The organism is Streptomyces sp. E-08 (genome assembly GCF_049913095.1).
Lineage (GTDB): Bacteria > Actinomycetota > Actinomycetes > Streptomycetales > Streptomycetaceae > Streptomyces.
Genome location: NZ_CP183971.1, coordinates 7,038,370 through 7,060,577, shown reverse-complemented (window position 1 = coordinate 7,060,577; position 22,208 = coordinate 7,038,370). Strand labels below are relative to the sequence as shown.

The 22,208-nt window shown below is 73.6% G+C and carries 19 protein-coding genes, 1 tRNA gene and 1 pseudogene; 9 read left to right on the top strand and 12 right to left on the bottom strand.

What is annotated here, in order from left to right:
• Positions 1 to 2,550, top strand: a complete 2,550-nt coding sequence (lanL, locus tag ACN9MM_RS32510; RefSeq protein ID WP_426367284.1) for a class IV lanthionine synthetase LanL — start codon at positions 1 to 3, stop codon at positions 2,548 to 2,550.
• 110 nt (positions 2,551 to 2,660) lie between these two features.
• Positions 2,661 to 3,275, top strand: coding sequence for a TetR/AcrR family transcriptional regulator (locus tag ACN9MM_RS32505; RefSeq protein WP_426367283.1), 615 nt, complete (start codon positions 2,661 to 2,663; stop codon positions 3,273 to 3,275).
• Between the two features lie 134 nt (positions 3,276 to 3,409).
• On the opposite strand, the gene ACN9MM_RS32500 is transcribed toward ACN9MM_RS32505, so the two are convergent.
• Positions 3,410 to 3,483: transfer RNA gene (locus ACN9MM_RS32500), tRNA-Pro, on the bottom strand.
• 570 nt (positions 3,484 to 4,053) lie between these two features.
• Between ACN9MM_RS32500 and ACN9MM_RS32495 the strand changes: the two genes are divergently transcribed.
• Positions 4,054 to 5,262: an acyl-CoA dehydrogenase family protein gene (locus tag ACN9MM_RS32495; protein WP_426367282.1), complete on the top strand. Its 1,209-nt coding sequence runs from the start codon at positions 4,054 to 4,056 to the stop codon at positions 5,260 to 5,262.
• A 77-nt stretch (positions 5,263 to 5,339) separates the two neighbouring features.
• Here ACN9MM_RS32495 and ACN9MM_RS32490 read toward each other — a convergent pair whose 3' ends face one another.
• From ACN9MM_RS32490 to ACN9MM_RS32465, 6 genes are all read right to left on the bottom strand, one after another.
• Positions 5,340 to 5,912, bottom strand: coding sequence for a GAF domain-containing protein (locus tag ACN9MM_RS32490; protein WP_382869324.1), 573 nt, complete (start codon positions 5,910 to 5,912; stop codon positions 5,340 to 5,342).
• Positions 5,909 to 6,532, bottom strand: a complete 624-nt coding sequence (locus tag ACN9MM_RS32485; protein ID WP_383693455.1) for a GTP-binding protein — start codon at positions 6,530 to 6,532, stop codon at positions 5,909 to 5,911. Before ACN9MM_RS32485 ends, ACN9MM_RS32490 begins: the two co-directional genes overlap by 4 nt.
• A complete protein-coding gene (locus ACN9MM_RS32480; RefSeq protein WP_382869327.1) occupies positions 6,510 to 6,881 on the bottom strand; it encodes a DUF742 domain-containing protein in 372 nt (123 codons plus the stop codon). Before ACN9MM_RS32480 ends, ACN9MM_RS32485 begins: the two co-directional genes overlap by 23 nt.
• Before the next feature lie 2 nt (positions 6,882 to 6,883).
• Positions 6,884 to 7,318 (bottom strand): roadblock/LC7 domain-containing protein, encoded by a 435-nt coding sequence (locus ACN9MM_RS32475; RefSeq protein WP_041132185.1) that lies wholly within the window; start codon positions 7,316 to 7,318, stop codon positions 6,884 to 6,886.
• 6 nt (positions 7,319 to 7,324) lie between these two features.
• Positions 7,325 to 9,346: a sensor histidine kinase gene (locus ACN9MM_RS32470; RefSeq protein ID WP_426367280.1), complete on the bottom strand. Its 2,022-nt coding sequence runs from the start codon at positions 9,344 to 9,346 to the stop codon at positions 7,325 to 7,327.
• A gap of 587 nt (positions 9,347 to 9,933) precedes the next feature.
• Positions 9,934 to 10,776: a TetR/AcrR family transcriptional regulator gene (locus ACN9MM_RS32465; protein ID WP_426367278.1), complete on the bottom strand. Its 843-nt coding sequence runs from the start codon at positions 10,774 to 10,776 to the stop codon at positions 9,934 to 9,936.
• Between the two features lie 134 nt (positions 10,777 to 10,910).
• Between ACN9MM_RS32465 and ACN9MM_RS32460 the strand changes: the two are divergent.
• A pseudogene (locus ACN9MM_RS32460) lies at positions 10,911 to 11,501 on the top strand (hypothetical protein); the annotation flags it as partial.
• Here the strand turns inward: ACN9MM_RS32460 and ACN9MM_RS32455 are convergent.
• Entirely contained in the window at positions 11,413 to 13,455 is a 2,043-nt protein-coding gene (locus ACN9MM_RS32455; RefSeq protein WP_426367277.1) for a hypothetical protein, read from the bottom strand. The pseudogene ACN9MM_RS32460 and the gene ACN9MM_RS32455 sit on opposite strands and share 89 nt — an antisense overlap.
• Positions 13,456 to 13,465: 10 nt before the next feature.
• Between ACN9MM_RS32455 and ACN9MM_RS32450 the strand changes: the two genes are divergently transcribed.
• On the top strand, positions 13,466 to 13,720 hold the full coding sequence (locus ACN9MM_RS32450) for a methyltransferase (RefSeq protein WP_426368883.1): 255 nt from the start codon (positions 13,466 to 13,468) through the stop codon (positions 13,718 to 13,720).
• Positions 13,721 to 14,073: 353 nt separating this feature from the next.
• Here the strand turns inward: ACN9MM_RS32450 and ACN9MM_RS32445 are convergent, their stop codons facing one another.
• Positions 14,074 to 15,276 (bottom strand): MBL fold metallo-hydrolase, encoded by a 1,203-nt coding sequence (locus tag ACN9MM_RS32445; protein WP_426367276.1) that lies wholly within the window; start codon positions 15,274 to 15,276, stop codon positions 14,074 to 14,076.
• A 131-nt stretch (positions 15,277 to 15,407) separates the two neighbouring features.
• Between ACN9MM_RS32445 and ACN9MM_RS32440 the strand changes: the two genes are divergently transcribed.
• Positions 15,408 to 16,586 carry a Glu/Leu/Phe/Val dehydrogenase dimerization domain-containing protein gene (locus ACN9MM_RS32440; protein ID WP_426367275.1) on the top strand — a complete coding sequence of 393 codons (1,179 nt, stop codon included), beginning with the start codon at positions 15,408 to 15,410 and terminating at the stop codon, positions 16,584 to 16,586.
• A gap of 64 nt (positions 16,587 to 16,650) precedes the next feature.
• Positions 16,651 to 17,358, top strand: a complete 708-nt coding sequence (locus ACN9MM_RS32435; protein ID WP_426367274.1) for a TetR/AcrR family transcriptional regulator — start codon at positions 16,651 to 16,653, stop codon at positions 17,356 to 17,358.
• A 189-nt stretch (positions 17,359 to 17,547) separates the two neighbouring features.
• On the opposite strand, the gene ACN9MM_RS32430 is transcribed toward ACN9MM_RS32435, so the two are convergent.
• The 3 genes from ACN9MM_RS32430 to ACN9MM_RS32420 all read right to left on the bottom strand — a co-directional run bounded on the left by ACN9MM_RS32430 (position 17,548) and on the right by ACN9MM_RS32420 (position 19,915).
• Complete coding sequence (locus tag ACN9MM_RS32430) at positions 17,548 to 18,327, bottom strand: SIMPL domain-containing protein (RefSeq protein ID WP_426367273.1); 780 nt, start codon at positions 18,325 to 18,327, stop codon at positions 17,548 to 17,550.
• Positions 18,328 to 18,468: 141 nt separating this feature from the next.
• On the bottom strand, positions 18,469 to 19,563 hold the full coding sequence (locus ACN9MM_RS32425; RefSeq protein WP_426367272.1) for a DUF6745 domain-containing protein: 1,095 nt from the start codon (positions 19,561 to 19,563) through the stop codon (positions 18,469 to 18,471).
• Between the two features lie 25 nt (positions 19,564 to 19,588).
• A complete protein-coding gene (locus tag ACN9MM_RS32420) occupies positions 19,589 to 19,915 on the bottom strand; it encodes a hypothetical protein (protein WP_426367271.1) in 327 nt (108 codons plus the stop codon).
• Between the two features lie 166 nt (positions 19,916 to 20,081).
• On the opposite strand from ACN9MM_RS32420, the gene ACN9MM_RS32415 reads away from it, so the two are divergent.
• A complete protein-coding gene (locus ACN9MM_RS32415; protein ID WP_426367270.1) occupies positions 20,082 to 21,041 on the top strand; it encodes an STM4015 family protein in 960 nt (319 codons plus the stop codon).
• Positions 21,038 to 22,198, top strand: coding sequence for an STM4014 family protein (locus ACN9MM_RS32410; RefSeq protein ID WP_426367269.1), 1,161 nt, complete (start codon positions 21,038 to 21,040; stop codon positions 22,196 to 22,198). Before ACN9MM_RS32415 ends, ACN9MM_RS32410 begins: the two co-directional genes overlap by 4 nt.
• Positions 22,199 to 22,208: the final 10 nt, after the last annotated feature.

Below are 22,208 nucleotides of genomic sequence, written 5' to 3'. Positions count from 1 at the left end.
GTGACCGTCTCCATCGCCGGCCGCAGCGGCTGGTCCGACGGCACCTGGTCGTACCTGAACGATCCGCGGATGCCGGCGATGGAGCACGGCTGGAAGCTGCACGTCTCGGCGCGTCCCGGCGACCTCGAGACCGTGACCCGGCTCGTCCTGCCCGTGCTGGCACGGCACGTCTGCCACGCGAAGTTCGCCCGTGACGCGGAGACACTGCGCCGCCTCAACTCCGGGGTGGTGAGCGCCGGAGCCGTCGGCAAGGCGATCACCGTCTACCCCCCGGCCGGCGCCGTGGTCGACGTCGCCCTGGAGCTCGCCGCCGTACTGCGCGACCGGGAGGGCCCACGGGTCGTCAGCGATCGGCGGGTCGACCCGAGGGCGCCGGTCTACTACCGCTACGGCCCCTTCACGGGCGACTACCGGACCGGCCGGAGCGGACGGCTCGAATCCGTGATGACCGGGCCGGACGGCCGGATCTTCGACGGCCTGGCCGTCGGCCGCTACCGGTGCCCGCCCTGGGCCGAGGACCCCTTCGCGACCGGATCCGGACGTGCCGAAGAGCCGTCCGCGTCCGGCTTCGGCGGCGGACGCTACGCCGTCACCGCCGGCATCGCGCGCGCCGCCCGGGGCAACGTCTACCGTGCGGTCGACCGTACGCTCGGGCGGCCGGTCGTGGTCAAACAGGCCAGGGCCTTCGTGGGCGAGGACGAGTCGGGTACGGATGCCCGCCACCGGCTCCGCAACGAGCGCACGGTCCTCACCGCGCTCGACGGCGTCACCGGGGTGCCCCGCGCACTGGACTACTTCGCCCACCGGTCCGACGAGTACCTGGTGATGAGCAGCTGCGGCGACCGGAACCTGCGCGGAGAGGTCCTGCGGAACGGCCCCTACCGGGACGACGACACCCGGTCCGCGCGCGCCCTGTCCGCCCTCACCTCCCGTCTCCTGGGCATCCTGGACGCGGTCCACGGCCGGAACGTGGTCGTCCGCGACCTCAAGCCCGACAACGTCGTGCTCGACGACGCGGGCCCCGGCCACTGCCACGTGATCGACTTCGGGAGCAGCGAGTGGAACGGCTCCGGCCCGGGAGGGGCGACCCCCGGATACAGCGAGCCCGTGCTGCACACGACCGGACCGGCGGCCCCCGCCGACGACCACTACGCCCTCGGCGCGACCCTCTTCTTCGCCGCCACCGGCCTGGACCCGGTGGTCGTCGGCACCGACCACCGGGTCAATCGGGACAGGACGCTGGCCTGCCTGGCCTGGGCGCTGCCCGGGCGCGCCCACCGGGAGGTCCGGGCCTCGATCACCGGCCTGATGAGCTTCGACCCGGCCGAACGGACCGCCGCCGCCGACCGTCTGCGCACCGGCAGGGCCGGGACGGCACGCCGGCCCGCCCGTCCCCGCGTCGACCGCGAACGGCTGGACGAGATCATCGAGCACACGACCGCGTACTGCGTCGGTGAGGCGCAGGCGATGGTGGACCCGGTCCGGGCCGCGCAGCTGAACGTCCCCACCTCGATCGACGTCTACGGCGGCAGTTCGGGACTCGGCCTCGAACTCCTCCACCACGCGCACCGGCCCTCCGTGCGTTCTGCCGTGGACGCGTTGGCGCGGTGGACGGCGGAACAGTCCAGGAACCTGCCGCCCGGTTTCTACACGGGGCGCACCGGCGTCGAACTCTTCCTCGCGGAGGCGGGGTTCGCGGCGGATCCGGGCGGGGACACCGACGTGCGGTCCGGCCACCCCGTCCTTCCGGAGCGCGCACCGGACGGCGGCCCTCCGGAGGCGGACCTGATCGCGGGCGCCGCCGGAATCGGCCTCGGCCGGCTGCTGCTCGCCCGGCACGCCCTCGGGGCCGGTCACCGGAGCGCCGCGGACCGGCACCTCGCCGTCGCCGCCGACTGCGACCGGATGCTGGCCTCGGGCACCGCCCGGCTGACGCCGGCCGGTCAGGACACGGCCGGCAGCGCGGCGCTCCGCGAGGGCATGGCGCACGGCGAGGCGGGCATCGCATGCTTCCTGCTCGCATACGCCGGCGCGACCGGGGACCCGGACGCGGTCGGCCGCTCCGAGAAGGCCGCCGCGCGACTGGCCGCCGTGACACCCGACATCATCGCGGCGGCCGCCGGGCCGGGGGCGACACGCCGCTACGGTTCGTGGTGCCGGGGCCTGGCCGGCATCGGGACCGTCCTCGTCAGGGCCGCCGAACGCCTCGACGAGCCCGGGTACCTCGACCTCGCGCAGCGGGCCGCGCGCGCGTGCGCCGCACTGGCACCGCGGATGCCGCTGGTCACGCAATGCTGCGGACTGGCGGGAGTGGGCGACCTGATGGTGGACGTCGCGGAGGCGTCGGGGTCCGAGGAGTTCTGGGACGCGGCCGAGAAGGTCGCCCTGCTCGTCCTGAGCCGCAGTGGCGGCACCTGGTCCCGCCCCGTTTTCCCCGACCCCGGCCTCACCCGGCCGAGCCCCACCTGGGCCGGCGGCTCCGCGGGCGTCCTGTCCTTCTTCAGACGCCTGCACTCCCGAGGCGGCCCCCGCCTCGGCCTGACCACCTGACCGCTGGCCGCTCGGCGGCCTCGGCGGCCGAGGGTGCGGTTCCTGACCGACATTCAGGTTACACATCACCCATTGAATAGGTCTACCAACTCCTCGACTAGGCTGGCCCCATGCCGCCGACACGCAAGTACGTCTCGCCCCTGCGGGAACAGGCCGCCGCCCAGACGCGTGCGGGGATCCTCCGGTCGGCGACCCGGCTGTTCGCCGAACGAGGCTACGGACGAGTGACCGTCGCGGACATCGCGGCCGAGGCGGGCGTCTCCTCGAAGGCCGTCTTCGCGAGTGCCGGCAGCAAGGGCGACATCCTCAACGAGATCGTCGAGACGGCCGTACGGGCCTCCGGCTCCGCGGCGGCGATCCGCGCCGTACTCGACGCGCGGGACCCGGAGTCCGCTCTCGGAGCACTGGCCCACGGCACCCGGACGGGGAACGAAAGCATGTTCACCGTGCACGAGGCGATCCACAAGGCGCTGCCGTCGCACGAGGACGGCGAGGCCCTGTGGGAGCGCGCCACCGCCGACTACCGTGCCGCCCTCGGCACCGCCGCGCACCATCTGCACACCCTGACGCAGCCCGCCCGACCGCAGGAGGAGACGGCGGACCTCCTGTGGTTCTGGTTCGGCCCGGGCAGCTGGCGCACCCTGGTCGTCGAGAACGGCTGGCCCTGGGACCGCGCCGAAGCCTTCCTCCTCCACACCGCCCTCGCCACGCTGCGGACGCCGTGATCCCCTGCCGAACAGCGGTCGACGCGCGGGCCACGGACCCTCAGGACGCGTTGGCCCCCGACCCGTCTCCAGGAACGAGTCAGGGGCCGTTTCAGATTACTCTGAAACGGCCCCTGATCTGCGACTCTTTCGAGTCGGGACGACAGGATTTGAACCTGCGACCCCTTGACCCCCAGTCAAGTGCGCTACCAAGCTGCGCCACGTCCCGATACCCGTCTGACCTGGGGTTTCCCCTGGCCGAACGCGCATGAGAACAATACCGCACTTTCCCCGGTGGTCACGCACGCGTTTCCTGGCGCTCTTACGCGGGGACGGCGCGCTCACTCTCCGTGACGCGCCCTCGCGCCCCGGAGTGCGCCCGCGCGCCCGCCCCGGTGGCCCGGAAGAGCGGTTCTGGAGGTCGGAGGGCGGTGTCACCCGGGCAGGAAGAGGGGTGAACGACTTCGGGAATGCCGCTCTTCTGGGGAGGAAGGGGCTGATGTGTCGATACCAGAGGGCTCGTCGTCATATGCCGATGTCTTCGTTGCCATGGGCATGTGGCAGAAAATTGACTACGGGGAAGGGACTCCGAACCGGGTCGAGAAGGCCAAGGCCTCGCGAAACACACTCAGAAACAAACGTCAACCATTCCGGTTTCGGACAAATTTGGTGGCGATATTGATCCGTTCCGGAAAGATCAACACCATGAAGAGGTCGGCCTGTTCGGGACGGGACCACTGCCGATGCACCACCTGTCCGGACAACCCACCGGACAGGCGTCTCGCAGGTGAGGACTCGCATGGACAGCTACTTCAGCAGTCGGCTGCATCATGAGCTCAGGGAAACGGTCCGCGACTTCGCTGAGCGTGAGGTTCGGCCCCGGATAGCCGAGATGGAGGCCTCCCGGACGGTCCACCACGAGCTGTCCCGCAAGATCGCCGAGCAGGGCTGGCTGGGCGCGACAATCAGCCAGGAGTACGGCGGTATGGGCGCCGGCCATCTGGCCAAGACGATCATCATCGAGGAGCTCTCCCGCGTCAGCGGCGCCATGGGCGCCATGGTCCAGGCCTCCCAGCTGGGCACCGCCAAGATCGTCCACTTCGGCAGCGACGAGCAGCGCAAGACCTGGCTCCCGGAGATCGCCGCCGGCGCCTGCCTGCCGACGATCGCAGTCACCGAGCCCGAGTCCGGCGGTCACGTCCTCGGCATGAGCGCCAGCGCGGTCCGGGACGGCGACGACTACATCCTCAACGGCAGCAAGGTCTTCGTCGGCAACAGCCACGTCGGCGATCTGCACGGTGTCGTGGTCAGGACCGGTCCGGGGTCGAAGGGACTCACGGCCTTCCTGGTCGAATCCGATCGTCCGGGCTTCAGGACCGGTCCGCAGCAGCAGGCCATGGGGCTCCACGGCTTCAGCTTCGGCGAGCTGATCTTCGAGAACTGCCGGGTTCCGGCCTCCAACCGCCTCGGCGACGAGGGAGACGGCCTCGCCGTCGCGTACTCCTCCAGCGTGCTGTACGGACGGGCCAACCTCACCGCCGTCTCGCTCGGCATCCACCAGGCGATCCTGGAGGAGACCACCCGCTTCGCCTCCGAGCGCATCCGCTACGGCAAGCCGCTCCACGACCTGCCCACCGTCAAGCTGAAGCTCGGACAGATGCAGTCCCGGCTGATGACCGCCCGGCTCGCCGCGTACCACGCCGTGCACCTGCTCGACCAGGGCCTCTCCTGCGACACCGAGCTGATGAACGCCAAGCTGGTCAACGTCGAGTCGGCGATCGACTCCGGCCGCAACGCCATGGAGATCCACGCCGCCGCGGGCCTCTTCACGGACCGGGCCATCGAGCGCTACCTCCGGGACGCGCACCACATCTTCGCCCCGGCCGGCACCTCCGACATCCAGCTCCTGCGACTGGCGGAGGTCGCCCTCGGCCAGGACAAGGGCAGTTGGTCGGAGCGGCTGTCCGAGCTGGTCCGTACGCCGGAGCCGGTACCGGCACACGTCTGACCCCCACCCCCACGGCCGGGAGCCCCGGTACGGCCTGCGCCGTACCGGGGCTCCCGGCCGTGGTCACGCGCCCACGATCAGAACATGCCGTCCTCACGGCGGTTGATCTGCTCCATGAGCTCCGCCGCCATCGCCTTGATCGTCTCCAGACCGGCGCGCCCCCACGGCCGTACGTCGGTGTCGACCACGCAGATGGTGCCCAGGGCGACACCGGTACGGTCGATCAGCGGAGCCCCCATGTAGGAGCGGATGCCGATCTCGTCCACGACCGGGTTCCCCGCGAAGCGCGGGTAGTCGCAGACGTCCTCCAGGACGAGCGCCTTGCGCCGCACCACCACGTGCGGGCAGTAGCCGTGGTCGCGGGCCATGAAGCGGCCGACGCCGCCGGCGCCCGCGGCAGCCGCACCGAGGTCGCTGCCGGAGTGGGTGCCCTCGGGGGTGTGCAGCCCCGCGAAGAACTGCCGGTTCTCGTCGATGAAGTTCACCATCGAGAACGGGGCGCCGGTCACGTCGGCGAGCCGGTGGGCGAAGTCGTCGAACGCCGGGTCCGGCCGCTCCCCGAGACCGAGTTCGCGCAGCCGCTGCACACGGGCCGGCGCCTCCTTGTCGATGGGGGTCAGCAGGAGGTGACCGGTCGGGTCGTAGGTCATGGCGTGGCTCCGTAGCTCGGCACGGTGTCCGGGATGGTGGTGAGCAGATGCTGGACGAGGGTCAGCAGGGTGCGGATGCCGGAGCTGGAGATCCGGGCGTCGCAGAGGACGACCGGCACCTCCGGCTTGAGGTCGAGGGCGGACCGGATCTCGTCCGGTTCGTAGCGGAAGGCGCCGTCGAACTCGTTGACCGCCACGACGAACTGGATGCCGCGCCGTTCGAAGAAGTCCACGGCGGAGAAGCACTCCTGGAGCCTGCGGGTGTCGGCGAGGACGACCGCTCCGAGCGCTCCCTCGGAGAGCTCGTCCCACATGAACCAGAAGCGCTCCTGGCCCGGGGTTCCGAAGAGGTACAGGACGTGGCGGTCGTCGAGCGTGATGCGGCCGAAGTCCATGGCCACGGTGGTCGTGGTCTTGGACTCCACACCCTCCAGGCTGTCGGTGGCCGCGCTGACCGAGGTGAGCAGTTCCTCGGTGCTCAGCGGTTCGATCTCGCTGACCGCGCCCACGAGGGTCGTCTTGCCCACGCCGAATCCGCCCGCCACCAGGATCTTGAGCGCGGTGGGGAACGGGTCGGTCGCGAAACTGTCGTGGCGCTCAGAGCCGTTGTCGTAGGCCATCGAGCACTGCCTCCAGCAAGGAACGGTCGGTGGGATTGGCGTGGAAGCGCGGCGCGCGGGCGGTCAGCGCCCCGCAGTCCACGAGGTCGGAGAGCAGGACCTTGGTGACGACGGCCGGCAGCCGTAAGTGCGCCGCGATCTCGGCCACCGAGGTGGGTCCGTCGCACAGCCCGAGGGCCAGGCTGTGCTCGGGACCCATGTGCGTCTGGGGGGTGGATCCGGTCGCCATCACCATGGACAGCAGGTCCAGCGCGGTGGTGGGCTTGGTCCGGCCGCCGCTCACGGTGTACGGGCGGATCAGCCGCCCGGCCGCGTCGTCGAGCCAGGGTCCTTCCTGATGAGACGTCACGTCTACTGCCCGAGACCGCCCACCGCACCGGCGGCCTGCCGGGCGGGGGTGACCAGATAGGGACGGACGCTCTTGACGAGCATGGCCATCTCGTAGCCGAGGACGGCGGCGTCCGCCTCGCGGCCCGCGAGGACGGCCAGGCAGGTGCCGGAGCCCGCGGTGGAGACGAACAGGAGGGTGGAGTCGAGCTCCACGACCACCTGGCGGACCTCGCCGCCGTCGCCGAACCGGGCACCCGCGCTGCGGCCGAGCGAGTAGAGCCCGGAGGCGAGGGCCGCCATGTGGTCGGCGGCGTCGGGGTCGAGGCCGTGCACGGATTTCACGAGACCGTCGGAGGAGAGCAGGACGGCGTTGCGGGTGTACGGGACCCGCTGGACCAGGCCGCTGAGCAGCCAGTCGAGGTCCGAGGAATGGCCGGTCGGCACATTGCTCGCCATGGTGATCTACTCCTTGTGCGCGTCGCCGGGACGCAGCGATTCATGGGGGGCGGGCTGGGATTCGGCGAGGCCGATACCGCGCTGGAACGCGGCCATCAGGCCCGGGTCGTGCAGGGCGTGCTCCTCCGTCTTGCGGGTCGCGGGCTCGTCGCGCAGCTGCGGGACGATGTGCTCCTGTGCGCGCCGCTTGGGGAGCAGGGGCCGACCGTCGGCCTCGGCACGGGGGGCCGGGGGAAGCGGCGAGAGCAGGTGCTCCGGCGGGCCCGCGTGTTCGGCGCCGGCCGGCTGGGCCGGTATCGCGGGGGCGTGACCGGGGTTCCCGTACCCGCTGGAGTACGAGCCGAGCACGTGCGTGTCCTCGTGACGGGCGGGGGCCCGCTCCGGGGACGGCGAGGAAACGGACGACGGCGGTACGGGGGCGGTGACGGCCGTCCCGCTCATGGCCGCCGTCCCGCCCAGGGAGCCGGTTCCGCCCAGGGCGCCCGTCCCGGTCATGGCGCCGGTCCCGCCCAGGGCGCCCGCTCCGCCCACGGCGGTCGGCATGGTCGTCTGCATGGCCGCCTGCGCGTGGCCGGTGAGGTGACCCGGGGTGTGCGCCGCGACCGGGGCCGGTGCCTGGCTCGGCACGGGGGCCGGAGTCGGGACCGGAGCCGGGGTGTGGCTCGGGGTCGCCGTGGGGGGCGCGACCGCGGGCTGGGGCTGCATCTGCACCTGGCCGGGCGGGATCGCCGCGGAACCGGCGGTCGCGGCGGCCTGGCGCTCGTGCTGGGCGAGGCCCTCGGGGTCGGAGCCGAGGAGGCCCTGCGGGAGCACGAGGACGGCCTGGACGCCGCCGTAGATGTTCGACTGGAGACGCACGGCGATGCCGTGCCGGCGGGCGAGCGCCGAGACGACGAAGAGTCCGATGCGGCCGTCCTGGAGCAGGTGGGCGACGTTGACCTGGTCGGGGTCGGCCAGCAGGGCGTTCATCTTGTTCTGCTCGGTGACGGGCATGCCGAGGCCCCGGTCCTCGACCTCGATCGCGAGGCCGGCCGTGACGTACTGGGCGCGCAGCAGCACCGTGGTGTGCGGCGCGGAGAACAGCGTCGCGTTCTCGACGAGTTCGGCGAGGAGGTGGATGACGTCGGCCACGGCATGGCCCCGGAGCGTACCGTCGATCGGGGGTACGAGCTTCACGCGCGGGTACTGCTCGACCTCGGCGATGGAGGAGCGCAGCACCTCGGTCATGGTGACCGGGTTCGACCACTGGCGGCGGGAGATGGCGCCGCCGAGCACGGCGAGGTTCTCGGCGTGGCGGCGGATGCGGGTGGCCAGGTGGTCGACGTGGAACAGGCCCTTGAGCAGCTCCGGGTCCTCGACCTCGTTCTCCAGCTCGTCGAGGAGCTGGATCTCGCGGTGGACCAGGGACTGCAGGCGCCGGGCGAGGTTGACGAAGACCTCGACCTTCTGTTCGTTTCCGACGCTGCTGGAGAGTCGGGACGCCTGGACGACGGCGGCCACGGCGGCCTCGTGAGAGCGACTCAACTCCTGTGAGAGCAGGTCGAATTCGTCACCTCCCGTGGCGGTGTTCGGCTGCGCGGGGCGGGGCGGGGGACCTTCTCCCCTGCGCAACTGTTCGACGACCGTACGGAGTTCGCTCTGGCCGCGCGCACTGGTGCGGCGCAGGGCGTTGCACCGGTCGAGGACGGCCTTGGAGGCCCGGTCCGCGCCGAGCGCGGCGGCCGTCACGGAGGCGACGGTGAGGGCGGCGGCTCCGGTGAGCGCGGCCCAGAGCCCGGGGGTGGGGCTGGCGCCCGTGGAGCGGAGGGTGAAGAGCACGGCCGCCGCCCCGCCGAGGGCGACCGCGACGGCGGGGAGCACCGAGGTGCGCAGGAGTTGGGGGCGTATGCGGGCTTCCGCCGCGAGCGGCGCGGAGGCCTGCGCCGGGGGGTCGCTGTGGGTACCGGTGGCGGAGCGGGCGCCTGGCCGGCCGTGCCGCCCGCCCTCGCGTCGATCGGACCGCGAGGCGGGTGCGCGAAGTTGAGACATGAGTGTCCTTGGTACGTGCCCAGGAATCGGCGTACTGCGGGGGTGTTCTGCAGGGGGTCTACGGGGGCCTACGGGGGAGGTGTTCTACAGACGTTCGATGAGCCTACCGATGATCATCAACCACACACTGTAGTCGTCAACCGTTCATGTGCGGTGCGCAGTTGGCAAACTTACCCGTAGACCGGGTCGCTCTGGTATCGCCCCTGGGGCGACAGGCCGAGAACGATCGGCCGAAAGTCGATCTCGTGGCGCGGAAAGACCTCCGCCGGGCGGGAGCGGAAGAGGGTGGAGGCGTCCCCACACCTCCACCCTCTGCGGAAATCGCCCCGAGCGGAATCCCCCGGAGGAGGGGCGGAACGTCCGGTTCACCCACCCCCGGAGGGTGCGGGCGACGCCTTGCCACCCCAGCCGACGCCCCCGTCCCGCTCACCCTGTGCGGCCACGGCCCAGGAATCCGCGCCGGCTCCGGCCGTCGGATCCGACGACACACCGAACCCACCCGCAACGGGGCGGTGACGGTCAGTGAGATTCGAGATGCCGTCGGGTGGACACACGGCCGCATCAGGAGCGGAGGATCCGGCGCGGACTCAGTGGCCGCGCCCCGCACTCCGCTCGGCGGCGTCGAACGCGGGCGCGAGGGGGGACAGTGCCGCGCGGAGCCGGTCGGCCAGGGAACCGGTGGGCACGACCAGCCCTCCGGCGCCGAAACCCCCAGGGACACCGGACCCGCCTCCCACACCGGAGCCGCCGGCGGCATCGGAACCCACAACGGCACCGGAACTCCCTGCGGCATCGGAACCCCCCACGGTGCCGGAACTCCCTGCGGCCTCGGAACCCCCGACGGCGCCGGAACTTCCTGCGGCATCGGAACCCTCTACGGTGCCGGAACTCCCTGCGGCCTCGTCGGTCCTGGCCGGTCGGAGCCAGCCCTCCAGTCCGATGCGGACCGCCGCGGCCACGCTCGCCGCGAGAACGCGGGCCGTGAGCCCCTCGGTGTCGCCCAGACGTTCGGCGATCGCCGCAGCGAGAGGGGGCTCGATGTCGGCGGTGGACCCGAGGAACGCCTCGCGCAGCGCCGCCCGGGTGGTGATCAGGAGCAGCGCCCGTTCGTCGCCCTCACGGACGTTCGCGTACTGCTCGGCCACCGCTTCCGTGACGGCGTCGGCCAGGCGTACGTCCACGGGCCGGGCGGCAACGGCCGCCGCGATCCATGCCTCCCGGTCCGCCGTGACGGCGGAGACGATGGCCTGCTCGCGACTGGCGAAGTAGTTGTTGTAGGTGCGCGGGGAGACTCCGGCCGCCTCCGCGATGTCCTCGACCCGCACCTGATCCGGTCCGCGCTCCACGGCCAGGCGCAGGGCCGCCTCGCGCAGCGCCTCGCGCGTGGCCTGCTTCTTCCGCTCCCGCAGCCCTGCCGGTGGTGTCGTCACCGCACCAGCGTTCCATACAGGACTGCGCGCCCGCAATCTTACGTGTACGCATTTTTTCGCTCACGCAATCTTGCGTGTACGCATTTCCCCTGTCAGTCTCGACCCCCGTCCGAGTGCGACAGAGAGGCGCCACCATGCGGGCAAGAGGAATGACCTACGACACGGGATTCGTCGTGCACGGCCGGACATCCCGTGCGCACTTCGACCCCGCGGTGGTCCGGCGCGAACTCGCCGTCATCCGCGACGACCTGCACTGCAACGCGGTCCAGATCATCGGCGGGGACCCGGAGCGACTGGAGCTGGCCGCCGCTGCCGCCGCCGATCTCGGCCTGGAGGTCTGGTTCTCGCCCTATCCGCTGGAACTCGCCCCGGAGCAGATCCTCACGCTCTTCCGCGACTGCGCCGAGCGGGCGGAACGACTCCGGGGACGCGGGGCCGCCGTCGTGTTCGTCACGGGGGTCGAGCTGAGCGTGATGAACCGCGGCTTCCTGCCGGGAGGCACCCCCGAGGAGCGCGTCGAGGGGCTGATGGCCCGGCCCGAGCGGCGGGCCAAGGCGATGCGCGAACTCGGCGTGCGGGTCAACGCGTTCCTCCACGACGCCGCGGCGACGGTCCGCGAGCGCTTCGGGGGCCGGCTCACGTACGCGGCCATCCAGTTCGAGCAGGTCGACTGGACCCCCTTCGACCTGGTGACCTTCGAACTGATCCGCTCCACCGAGGTCGCACCCGCCCACGGGCCTCCAGCACCATCGTGTGCGGCCACAGTTCGGGGAGCTCCCCCGCACAACCCCGGGCCTCCAGGAGGGCCACGGCCTCCTCCGCGCGGTCGAGTTCGACCAGCACCCTCAGCAGCGGCGCGAGCGCCAGGGACTGCATCGGGTCGGGACCCCGCTGCTCGCCGAACACCTCGAGGGCCTGCCGGGCGTCCCGCTCCGCCTCGTCCAGCCGCCCGGACTCCAGCCGTGAGACGGACCGCAGGGCCAGCGCGACGACCGTCGTCGACAGATTGACCGTCCCCCGCCCGGTCAGCATCGCGTCGCACCACTGGCCCACGAGTTCCAGCTGGTCGGCCCAGAGCAGCGTGAACGGCGTGTACGGCATCGACAGCGACTCCCGGCCCGACTGCAGATGGCTCGTGAGCGCCTCGTCCAGGGCCTGGATCACCGCGTCCGCCGACGTCCGCACCTCGATCGCCGCCCGCAGGCTCTCCAGGGACAGCCGGTGCAGCCTGCTGTCGGTCCCCCACTCGGGGAGCTTCGCGAGCAGATCCGTGATCCGGGTCGCCGCCGACGCGCCGAACAGCGCCGTCATCGCTTCCGCGCTGTCGATCTGGCGCAGCAGCGCCTCGCGCGACCGGGACGGCGGCAGCGCCGCGATGCCGACCCGGCACTCCTCCAGCGCCTCCGCCGACTGATCGACCTGATGGGTGAGCAGGAGCCCCTGCGCGTAGGCGAGAACCGTACGCACCCGGGCGTGCGGGGTCAGCTCCCGGCCCAGCCGTGCCCGCAGCCGGGGCACGAGACCGTGCGGGTCCGTGATCAGTTCCAGGGAGTCCAGCGTGGTCTGGATCCCGTCGCGGGTCTCGTCCGGCAGGGGCTCTTCGAGCGCGCGCCGCAGCAGGCTCCGCGCCCAGTCCACCCTGCGCTCGTTCACGGCCTCCATGGCCGCGGCGCGCAGCAGTTCGGGAGCCCAGTCGGTTCCCGTGGGGCCGGTGCGCAGCAGGTGCCGGACGACGTCCGCGGCGGGGGCGCCGCGGCGGTGCAGGCCTTCGGCGGCGCGACGGTGCACGCACTCCGGCACCACGGCCTCCGGAAGCTTGCGCAGCGCCTTGCCCACGACGCGGTGCACGTAGGAGGGACACGCGGCGTCGGTCACGAGCCCCATGCCGGCCAGCACGGCGAGGCCGCCCGCGCCCTCCCGCTCCGCCAGGCCGGCGGCCTCCGCGGTGAGGGCCGAGTCCGCCCGCCCCTCCAGGAGGGCGATGGTCTCGGCGACGCGCGGCACCTCGGCGGGCAGGTGCGAGAGCCGGGTCCGCACCGTGGTCGCGACGAGGCTCTCCAGGGCCCCCCGGGACCAGTCGGCCCCGGCGGACTCCCGGTGGGGTCCGGTCGAGGCCCTGATCACGGCGTCGAGCAGCATCGGATTGCCCCCGGTCAGCGCGTGCACCTCCTCCACGACCGATACGGGGGTGTGGCCGAGGAGGCTGTCGACCAGTTCCCTCGTCCCGGCCGCGGTCAGGGGCGCCGGGTGCAGCACGGTCCAGCCGCCGGCCTCCTGGAGCGCGGCCAGCACCGCCGGCGCGGTCACCGGCTCACCGCGCCGCCGCGTTCCGACGATCGCGACGGGCCAGCGCTTCAGTCGCCGGGCCGCGTAGGCGAGGACGTGCAGCGACTGCTCGTCGCAGAAGTTCAGGTCGTCGACGGCCAGGACCACCGGGGCGCGTTCGGCGAGGCCGCGGATGGCCCCGACCATGGCGTCGAGAACGTGGACGTCGTGCACGCCCGTGTCGGAGTCCATGGTCCGCAGCAGGTCGTCGGCGGACCGTGCCGCCTCGGTGCCGCCCGCGGCCAGGGCGGAGAGGTGGGGCTCCAGGAGCTGGCGCATCACCCCGTAGGGGAATCCGGCCTCCATGGTGCTGCAGCGAGCCGTGCAGACGGTCAGCTGACGTGCGGATGCCATCTAGAGCGTTCTGAGGCCGGCCGAGGGAGATCTGGGCAGCGTCCTGGGCGACCTGCTCATGCTGGTGGTCCTGGGAGGCAGGGAACGCACCGAGAGCGAGTGGACCGAGCTGCTGGAGTCGGCGGGGTTCACGATGCGGCGGGTGTGGGACGACCCCGGCCTGGCCACCGTGCGCGGGCACAGCGTCATCGAGGCGGTCGTCCGGCAGGAGGCCGACGTGTCGGACGCCGTCCGCTCCGGCCCGCCGAAGGCCGCGGCCGCGTAGCGGGACCGCGGCACCGACCGCGCGGGGTGCCCCCACGGCACGCACCGCCGGAACCGGCCCGGGGGCGCCGTCAGACGGCGCCGCGGGGACCGGATCGGGGCGATCGGCGCAAGGCCGCGGACCCGGGACCGGGACCGGATCTGGGCGATCCCCGTAAGGCTGCGGCCCCGGGATCGGGACCGGGACCGGCTCGGGGCGATCGCCGCAAGGCTGCGGCCCCGGGACCGGATCGGAGCGATCCCCGTAAGGCCGCGGCCCCGGGACCGGATCGGGGGCGGCGCCGTCGGGTGGCCGAGGGGGCCGCACCCCTCGGCGTCACCTGCCGGGCAGGTCCGCGCGGCGGCGCGGGGCTGTCATCTGTCGCCGGCGAGGTCGAGGTCGTCGCTGCGCTTCTCCCCGGGCGCGACCTCGACGCCGCGCGGGCGGCGCCACGGGCGCGGGACCGGGCGGGACACCGCCCGCCACCACGACTCCCCCGGCAGCTTCCCCGCGGGCTCGAACGGCTCACCGGGGCGGGGGAACGCCACCGCCTGGCCGGCGTCCTCGGCCGCGTCCCTCGTCCACTCCCCGGGCTCCGCCCACGGGTGCGGAGCCAGGTTGAACGTGCCCCAGTGGATCGGCAGCAGCACCCCGCCCGGGGCGCCCCCCTGAAGGTCGAGATGGCTCTGGACGCCCTCGGCCGGGGTCATGTGGATGTCGGTCCAGAACTCCGAGTACGCACCGATCTGGATCATGGTGGCGTCGAAGGGGCCGTGGGCGGCGCCGATGTCCTTGAAGCCGGAGAAGTAGCCGGTGTCGCCGCTGTGGAAGATCCGGTGGGCGGGTCCCTGCACGACCCAGGACGCCCAGAGCGTGTGCTGCGTGTTGCGCAGTCCGCGCCCGCAGAAGTGCCGGGCGGGGGTGGCGGTGAGCGTCAGCTCGCCGATCCCGGTGGACTCGTTCCAGTCCAGCTCGCGCAGCCGGGAGGCGGACACGCCCCAGCGCTCCAGGTGCGCCCCGACGCCGAGCGGCACCGCGAACAGCGTGTCGGTGCCGGCCAGCGCCTTGATCGTCGGCAGGTCGAGGTGGTCGTAGTGGTCGTGCGAGATCACGACCACGTCCACCGGGCCGAGCGCGGCGAGCGGCAGGGGCACCGGGTGGAGCCGCTTCGGACCGGCGAAGGGGAAGGGGGAGCAGCGGTCGCCCCAGACGGGGTCGAACAGGACCCGGTGGCCGTCGATCTCCGCGAGGACGCCGGAGTGCCCCATCCAGGTCAGCCGCAGACCCGTGGCCGGGGGCTTCGCCAGGTCGGCGAGGGTCGTGGGGTGGACGGGGATCGCGCCGGTGGGGGCTCGGCGCGCGCGCCCTTCCTTCTCGAAGTAGACCTTGGCGAGATCGACGCCGGACCCGGAGGGCCCGCGTCGCGCCGGCTCGGGGTTCTGGAAGATCCCGTCCGCGAAGTTCGGCGAGCGGCGGATCCTGGCGAGGCGCTCACCCGTGGGATCCGCGCCGAAGGACTCCGGGCGCAGTGCGCGCAGCCGGGCCCGTGGGGAACGGTCGGAGCCGGTACCGGTCACAGGACCTCCTGATCTCTGGGGGTCGTTCCATTATGGGCGGCCCGCGCCGAAGTCCGCCGGGCGGTCGGTCATACTGAACCACCGTTCAGTACGGCCGCCCGGTCGGCCCGTCCCCCACGAGGAGATCCGCGATGAGCCCCACCCCCCTGTTGTCCATCGGCTGGACCGACCACGTGACCGGGCGCCGGGGCCACCTGGTGGTCGACCGGCTGGTGCGCGGGGTGGCCAGCGGCGGGCTCCGGATGCGGGAGGGGTGCACGCGGGAGGAGGTCGCCGGGCTCGCCCGGGGCATGACCATGAAGGAGGCCCTGCACTACGACCCGTCCGCCCGGTACGTGCCGCTGGGCGGCGCCAAGGGCGGCATCGACTGCGACCCGCGCTCCCCCGAGGCGTACGGGGTGCTGGTGCGGTACCTGCGCGCCATGCGGCCGTACGTCGAGCGGTTCTGGACCACCGGGGAGGACCTCGGGCTCACCCAGGACCTGGTCGACCGAGCGGTGACCGAGGCCGGTCTCGTCTCCTCCGTGCAGGCCGTCTACCCGCTCCTGGAGGACGAGGTCGCGGCCCGGAAGCGGCTCGCCGACGCGTTCGCGATCGAGGTGGACGGCATCGGGCTCGACGAGCTGGTCGGCGGCCTCGGGGTCGCCGAGTCCGTGCTCGTCGCCCTCGACCGGGCCGGACGGCCGTACGCCGGTACCCGGGTGTCCGTGCAGGGCCTCGGCACCATGGGCGGGGCGACCGCCCGCTTCCTGGCCCGGGCCGGACTGCGGGTGGTGGCCGTCGCCGATGTCCGGGGCACCGTCGCGAACCCCGACGGCCTCGACGTCGAGGCGCTGCTCGCCGCCCGGGACGCCCACGGGACCGTCGACCGCTCCGCGCTGCGGCCCGGTGACCGCGAGGAGCCCGGGGACGCCTGGCTCTCGGCCGACGCGGAGGTCCTCGTCCCGGCGGCCGTCTCGTACGCGATCGGCAGCGCGAACCAGGACCGGATCACCGCCCGCTGGATCGCCGAGGCGGCCAACATGCCGGTCCTGCCGGAGGCCGAGGAGGCGCTCGCCGCGCGCGGGGTGACCGTGCTGCCGGACGTGGTCGTGAACTCGTGCACGAACGCCTGGTGGTGGTGGACGCTCTTCGGCGACATCGAGGCCGACGCGGGCCAGGCCTTCGACCGGGTACGGGGCTCGATGCGGGCACTCGTCGGCGGGATGCTCGACCGGGCGGAGGCGGACGGCGTCAGCCCGCGCGCCGCGGCGCACGCGCTGGTGGACGAACGACTGCCCGTCATCGCCGAACGCTACGGCTGGTACTGAACCCGCCACGCGCCGCACCCGCAGACGATCATGCCCTTGTCATGTGCTGTGTAGGCTGCACGGCGTGGCGAGAGTGCGGTTGAGCGTGGCCGAGCGGCGGGACGAACTGCTGGGGGCCGCCGTCGAGCAGATCGAGGCGCGCGGTGTCGCGGCCGTCCGGATCTCCGACGTGGCCGCCGCGCTCGGGGTGAGCAACGCGCTCGTGCTCTACCACTTCTCCTCGAAGGAAAAGCTGGTCGCCGCCGCCTTCGCGCACGCCGCCGAGGCCGACCTCGGCCAGCTGCGACGGGTCCTCGGACGACGCTCCACGGCGGAGCGGCGCCTGCGGGCCGCGGTGCGCTGGTACGCCCCGACCGGCCAGGCCAAGGGCTGGCGGCTGTGGATCGAGGGCTGGGCGGCCTCGCTGCGCGACCCTGAGCTGCGCCGGGTCGCCGCCTCCCTCGACCAGGAGTGGAAGGCGGCGCTGACCCGGGTCATCGAGGAGGGGGTGACCGCCGGGGAGTTCCCCTGCGCGGATCCTGCCGCGGCGGCCTGGCGGCTCACCGCCTTCCTCGACGGCCTCGCCGTGCAGACCACGGCCTACCCCGGCTCCCTCTCCCGCGCCGCGATGCTCCGCTGGGCGGACGAGGCCCTGTCCCGCGAGCTGAACCTCCCGACGGCGCACCCCGCGGAGCCCGACACCCACGGACCACAGGCGCCGGAGGACGCCCCTGGGCCCGAAACCGGCGCACCTCGGGTGCCCGAGGGCACCCCTGGGCCCGAGACCGACTGACCGCGGGAGCCGGAGGACGGCCCTGGGCCCGATACCGGCGTACCTCAGGTGCCCAAGGGCACCCCTGGGCCCGAGACCGACTGACCACAGGCGCCGGAGGGCGCTCCCGGGCCCGATCACGGGCTGCCGGGCGGCGCGGGCCCCGGCCCCCGGCCCCCGGCCCCGTCCCGGTCCCCGTCCCCGTCCCCGTCAGATCAGCTCGTAGACCGCCGAGACCGTGACCTGCTCCTCGATCTCGCCCGGTGCCAGCGGAACGCTCTGTCCGTCCGCGGAGACGCCGCCGGGGGCCGCGCCCGGGCCCGGGCGTACGGACTCGCCCTCGCTCAGCGAGACGAGCCGGCCCAGCCGGTGGCCACTCAGCTGCGCGTGCTGCGAGGCCTTGTCGTACGCGTCCCGGTAGGCCGCCTCGCGGGCCTTCGCCCGGAGCGCCGAGGGGTCGGCGACGTCGAAGACGACGCCGTTGACCCGGACCGCGCTCCCGGTGGCGTCGTTCACCGCGCCGACGACCTGGCCGGTCCGGTCGATCTCCCGGACCTTCACCGAGAAGGACTGCCCCGCCTGATAGCCCGTCACCTTGCTGTCCCCGTCCTTGGTCTGGGTATAGACCGGGGCCAGCGAGAGGCTGTCGGTGCGGATGTCCCGGTCGGGGAGCCCCTGCTGGTGCAGGACGTCGAGCAGTGCCTCGGCCGCGGTGGTCTGCGCCGCCATCGCCTCCTTGGCCGTCGGCCGGGTGGCCTCGACCCCGACCGACAGGAGCGCCAGGTCGGGCGCGGCGGAGGCACGGCCGTTGCCGGTGACGGTCACCGTGGCGGTGGCCGGGGCGGCCTTCCGGGCGGTGGCACGGAGGGCGGTCCGCTCGGGCGTGGCGGCCAGGGCGGGGGCCGCGGTCCCGGCGAGGAGACCGCCGAGCACGGCGGTGGCGGCGAGCAGTCGGGCGGTACGGGCGGCGCTGGGCCGGCGGATCGTCACGGGCGGTCCCTTCGGGGGTGGGTGCCGGGGCTCCGGCGGGCACATCCCAGCACCCGGCGCCGCCGCCTCCCGCGCGCCACTCCTGACCGGCGGCTCCCTTCACCTCTCCGCACCAACCGTGCCCGGCCCCGGGCACGGCGCTCAGGTCTGGACGAGCGGCTCGTACGCCTCGGGCCGGAGCCCGAAGGTCCAGGCGACGCCCTCCCGCGCGGTCCTGGTCGTGGGCGGCACCCGCAGCCAGTACGTGCGGTGGGTGCCGTCCGGCTCTGGCGTGGAGTTGACCACCTCGACCATCACCACGTCCTCGTCGTCCGCGAGTTCGATCCGCCAGAGCACGCCCGTCCCGTCGCTGTGGGCGTGCCGGGCGCCGGAGGCGTCGAGGTAGCGGTCGTAGCCGTAGTACTCCAGCATCACGCGCCGCAGTTCGGCGTTCTCCTCCGCACGGATCCGCGCGGGGGTGAGGCCGGGGAGACCGGCGAGGAACTCGGCGGGCACCGCCATGCCCCGCCAGGCGTGGAGGGCGAAGCCGTCGGGGAAGGCGAGCGCGGGCCCGTCGCCCCGGTCGAGGCGTCCGGCCTCGTCCCGGTGGAGCTCGACGGGGCGCTCGCAGACCACGACCGCGTGCTCGTACGGCCACCACCAGCCCGCGTGCTCGGCGACGGCGGCGAGGCCGGCGAGCCGGTCGCCGTGCCCGTCGAACGCGGCGAGCCAGGCGGCATCGTGCTGGCCGAGCACGGCGTCGAGCAGCAGCAGCCGCACCTCGGCCGCCGCGACGCCCGGCCTCGGCGGCGCTCCCGCCCGTGTCCCCTCGGGTCCCGGCACCTCCCCGGCCTCCCCCCGTGTCCCGTCGGTGCCCGCCGACTCCGTCACCCCCGCCCGTATCCGGTCGGCGAGGTTCCGCGTCGGGTCCCAGAGCCGTGCGCCGGTCGCCTGCCAGTGCGCCGCCCAGCCGGCCGGGCCGAGCGCGTCGTGGAGGCGGCGGCGCTCCTCGGCCCACGGCCGGGTGCGCACGTCGTCCCGTACCGAACGGCCCCGGTCCGCCAGGCCCCGTACGAGCGTGACGGCGACGAGCGGCGAGTCGGCCCACAGGACGCGCTGCGGCTCGGCGAGGCCGGCCGTGCGGTACGCGAGCCGGACGCCGGCCTCGGCGGCGGCCCGGTCGGCGGGTCCGGTGGTGGCGGCGACGGCCCGCCACTTGTCCGCGGTGGTGGTGCGGTTCATCTCGTTCTCCCCCATGTCCTTCACTTCTCTCCGGCGGACGTCAGTCCGCGACGATCCGGTACGCGCCGGGCACGTACTCCCGCTGCCGCACCACCCGGTACCAGCCCTTGGGGAGCGGTATCGGCGCGTGCTCCTCGTGCACCACCCGTCCGCCCTCGGGCAGTTCGAGCAGGAGCGGGCCGAAGGGCCCGGGTTCCCGTACGAGCCGGCCCGGGCCCGGGATGGCGTGGGCGTGGCCCGTGACCTCGCCGTGGGCGAGGACCAGGCGGCCCCGGGAGTCCCTCGGCTCCCCCGCCTCCCCCTTCACCCGCTCCGGAACGGCCGTCTCCGCGACGGGCGCGATCAGCACGTCTCCCTGCCGGTACATGGCTCTCCCCAACCCGTCCGGCACGTGCGGCCGGACACGAGAACGACGCTAGGACCCGCCACTGACAATCGGTCCGGAGGCGACCCGGCGGGGGGTGTTGTCGGTGCCGCTTGGTACAACTCTCTCCATCAGCCGACCCACCCCGACCGTTGTCTGGAGCGCCGCCATGACCGTTGGCACCTACCTGCAGGAATTCCACGGCCTGCCCGTGTTCGACTTCCCGGGCGCGGACGCGCAGGTCGAGCTGCCCGTGGCGGACGCGGTCGCCTGGCGGATCTCCGCGCCGACGTACTCCGACCCCGGGGACGAGCTGTGGGGGCCGCAGTTCGAGCGGTTCCTGAAGACGGTCGACACGGGTCGGGTGCGCGCGCTGGTCGTCGGGGGCTGGGACGAGGCCTACGAGAACTCGTCCGCCGACATCGTCACCGCGCTGATCGGCGCGAACAACCGGCTGACGGGCCTGGAGGCGGTCTTCCTCGGCGACATGACCGGGGAGGACTGCGAGATCTCCTGGATCATCCAGTCCGACGTGACGCCGCTGCTCGCCGCCTACCCGGCGCTCCGGGAGTTCGGGGTGCGCGGCGGCTCGGAGCTGGCCTTCCCGTCGATCCGGCACTCGGGGCTGCAGGCCCTGGTCGTGCAGACCGGCGGTCTCCCCGCCGACGTGGTGCGCGGCATCGTGGGCAGCGACCTGCCCGCCCTGGAGAAGCTGGAACTCTGGCTCGGCACCGACGAGTACGGCGGCGACAGCACCCCCGACGACCTGGCGCCGCTGCTCGCCGGCACGGCCTTCCCCGCCCTGCGCGAGCTGGGCCTGTGCGACAGCGTGATCCAGGACGCCGTGGCCGCCGCCGTCGCGGGCGCGCCGGTCGTCGCCCGGATCGAGCGGCTCGACCTGTCCATGGGCGTCCTCACCGACGAGGGCGCCGCGGCCCTCCTCGACGGGCAGCCGCTGACCCACCTCACCCACCTCGACCTGTCCCACCACTACCTGTCGGCGGCGATGTGCGAGCGGGTCCGCGCCGCGCTCGTCCCGCACGGCGTGACCGTCGACCTCAGCGACGAGCAGGTGGCGGAGGACGACGGCGACGGCGACGTCTGGCGCTACGTCGCGGTCGCCGAATGACCTCCGGCCCGCGCCTCGTGGTCGTCGGCGATCCGGCGGGCCGCCGCGTCGCGTTCTTCCAGGACGCGCTGCGGACCGCCGGGCTGCCCGGGGCGCGGGCGGTGTCCTGGCCGGACGTGCTCAGGGGCCGGGCGCGGTTCGCCGCGGGCGAGACGGTGCGGCTGGATTCTCCCGGCGAGGATCCGGAGGCCGACCTGCTCCTGCGCGGGGTCGACGATCCGGCCCGGGTCGAGGGCACCGGCCGCTGGTACGGACGGTTCACCGCCGCCGTGGCGGACCTCGGCCGTTCCGTCACGGAGGCGGGCGCCGTCCTGGTCGACGACCCCGCCGAGCTCGCCGTCCTGTTCGACAAGCGGCTGAGTCACGGCCTGCTCCGGGCGGCCGGGGTCCCGGTGCCGGAGTCGCCGACCTCGGGTCCCGGCGCTCCGGTGGTGCGCGGCTGGGCGGACGTCAGGGCGCTGACCGCCGGGGCCGGTCTGCGCCGGGTGTTCGTGAAGCTCGCGCACGGCTCCTCCGCCTCGGGGGTGCTCGCGGTGGAGACGAACGGCGCGGGCCGGGTCCAGGCGACCACCTCGGTGGAGCGCGCGGCCGACGGACGGCTCTTCAACTCCCTGCGGGTACGGCGCTACACGAGCGAGCGCGAGCTCGCCGCGATCGTGGACGCCCTCGCCCCCGACGGCCTGCACGTCGAGCGGTGGGTGCCGAAGGCCACCCAGGCCGGCCGGGCGGCCGATCTGCGGGTGGTGGTGATCGACGGGCGCGCCACCCACGCCGTGCTCCGCACCAGCCGTTCCCCGATGACCAATCTGCACCTGGGCGGTGCCCGGGGCGATCTCGACGCCGCCCGGGCGGCGATCGCCGCGGCCGGGGGCCGCTGGGAGGACGCGCTGGGGGTCTGCGAGCGGGCCGCCGCCGTCTTCCCCGGCACCCGGTGCGTGGGCGTGGACCTGCTGCCCACGAGCGGCTGGCGGCGCTTCGCCGTCGGCGAGGTGAACGCCTTCGGCGATCTGCTGCCCGGCCTGACGGGCCTGCCCGGCGGCGGCGCCGAGGGACTCGACACGTACGGCGCCCAGGTGGCGGCGCAGTTCCCGGGCAGCCGCGGCGCAGGCCGCACCACCGACACCACCCGCACCACCACAGGAACGAGCACCCCGTGAACCAGCCCGA

Coding starts and splice junctions, on each gene's coding strand:
- ACN9MM_RS32505 (WP_426367283.1), top strand. CDS start 2,661: ATGCCGCCGACACGCAAGTACGTCTCGCCCCTGCGGGAACAGGCCGCC.
- ACN9MM_RS32495 (WP_426367282.1), top strand. CDS start 4,054: ATGGACAGCTACTTCAGCAGTCGGCTGCATCATGAGCTCAGGGAAACG.
- ACN9MM_RS32490 (WP_382869324.1), bottom strand. CDS start 5,912: ATGACCTACGACCCGACCGGTCACCTCCTGCTGACCCCCATCGACAAG.
- ACN9MM_RS32485 (WP_383693455.1), bottom strand. CDS start 6,532: ATGGCCTACGACAACGGCTCTGAGCGCCACGACAGTTTCGCGACCGAC.
- ACN9MM_RS32475 (WP_041132185.1), bottom strand. CDS start 7,318: ATGGCGAGCAATGTGCCGACCGGCCATTCCTCGGACCTCGACTGGCTG.
- ACN9MM_RS32470 (WP_426367280.1), bottom strand. CDS start 9,346: ATGTCTCAACTTCGCGCACCCGCCTCGCGGTCCGATCGACGCGAGGGC.
- ACN9MM_RS32455 (WP_426367277.1), bottom strand. CDS start 13,455: ATGGCATCCGCACGTCAGCTGACCGTCTGCACGGCTCGCTGCAGCACC.
- ACN9MM_RS32440 (WP_426367275.1), top strand. CDS start 15,408: ATGAGCCCCACCCCCCTGTTGTCCATCGGCTGGACCGACCACGTGACC.
- ACN9MM_RS32425 (WP_426367272.1), bottom strand. CDS start 19,563: ATGGGGGAGAACGAGATGAACCGCACCACCACCGCGGACAAGTGGCGG.
- ACN9MM_RS32420 (WP_426367271.1), bottom strand. CDS start 19,915: ATGTACCGGCAGGGAGACGTGCTGATCGCGCCCGTCGCGGAGACGGCC.
- ACN9MM_RS32415 (WP_426367270.1), top strand. CDS start 20,082: ATGACCGTTGGCACCTACCTGCAGGAATTCCACGGCCTGCCCGTGTTC.
- ACN9MM_RS32410 (WP_426367269.1), top strand. CDS start 21,038: ATGACCTCCGGCCCGCGCCTCGTGGTCGTCGGCGATCCGGCGGGCCGC.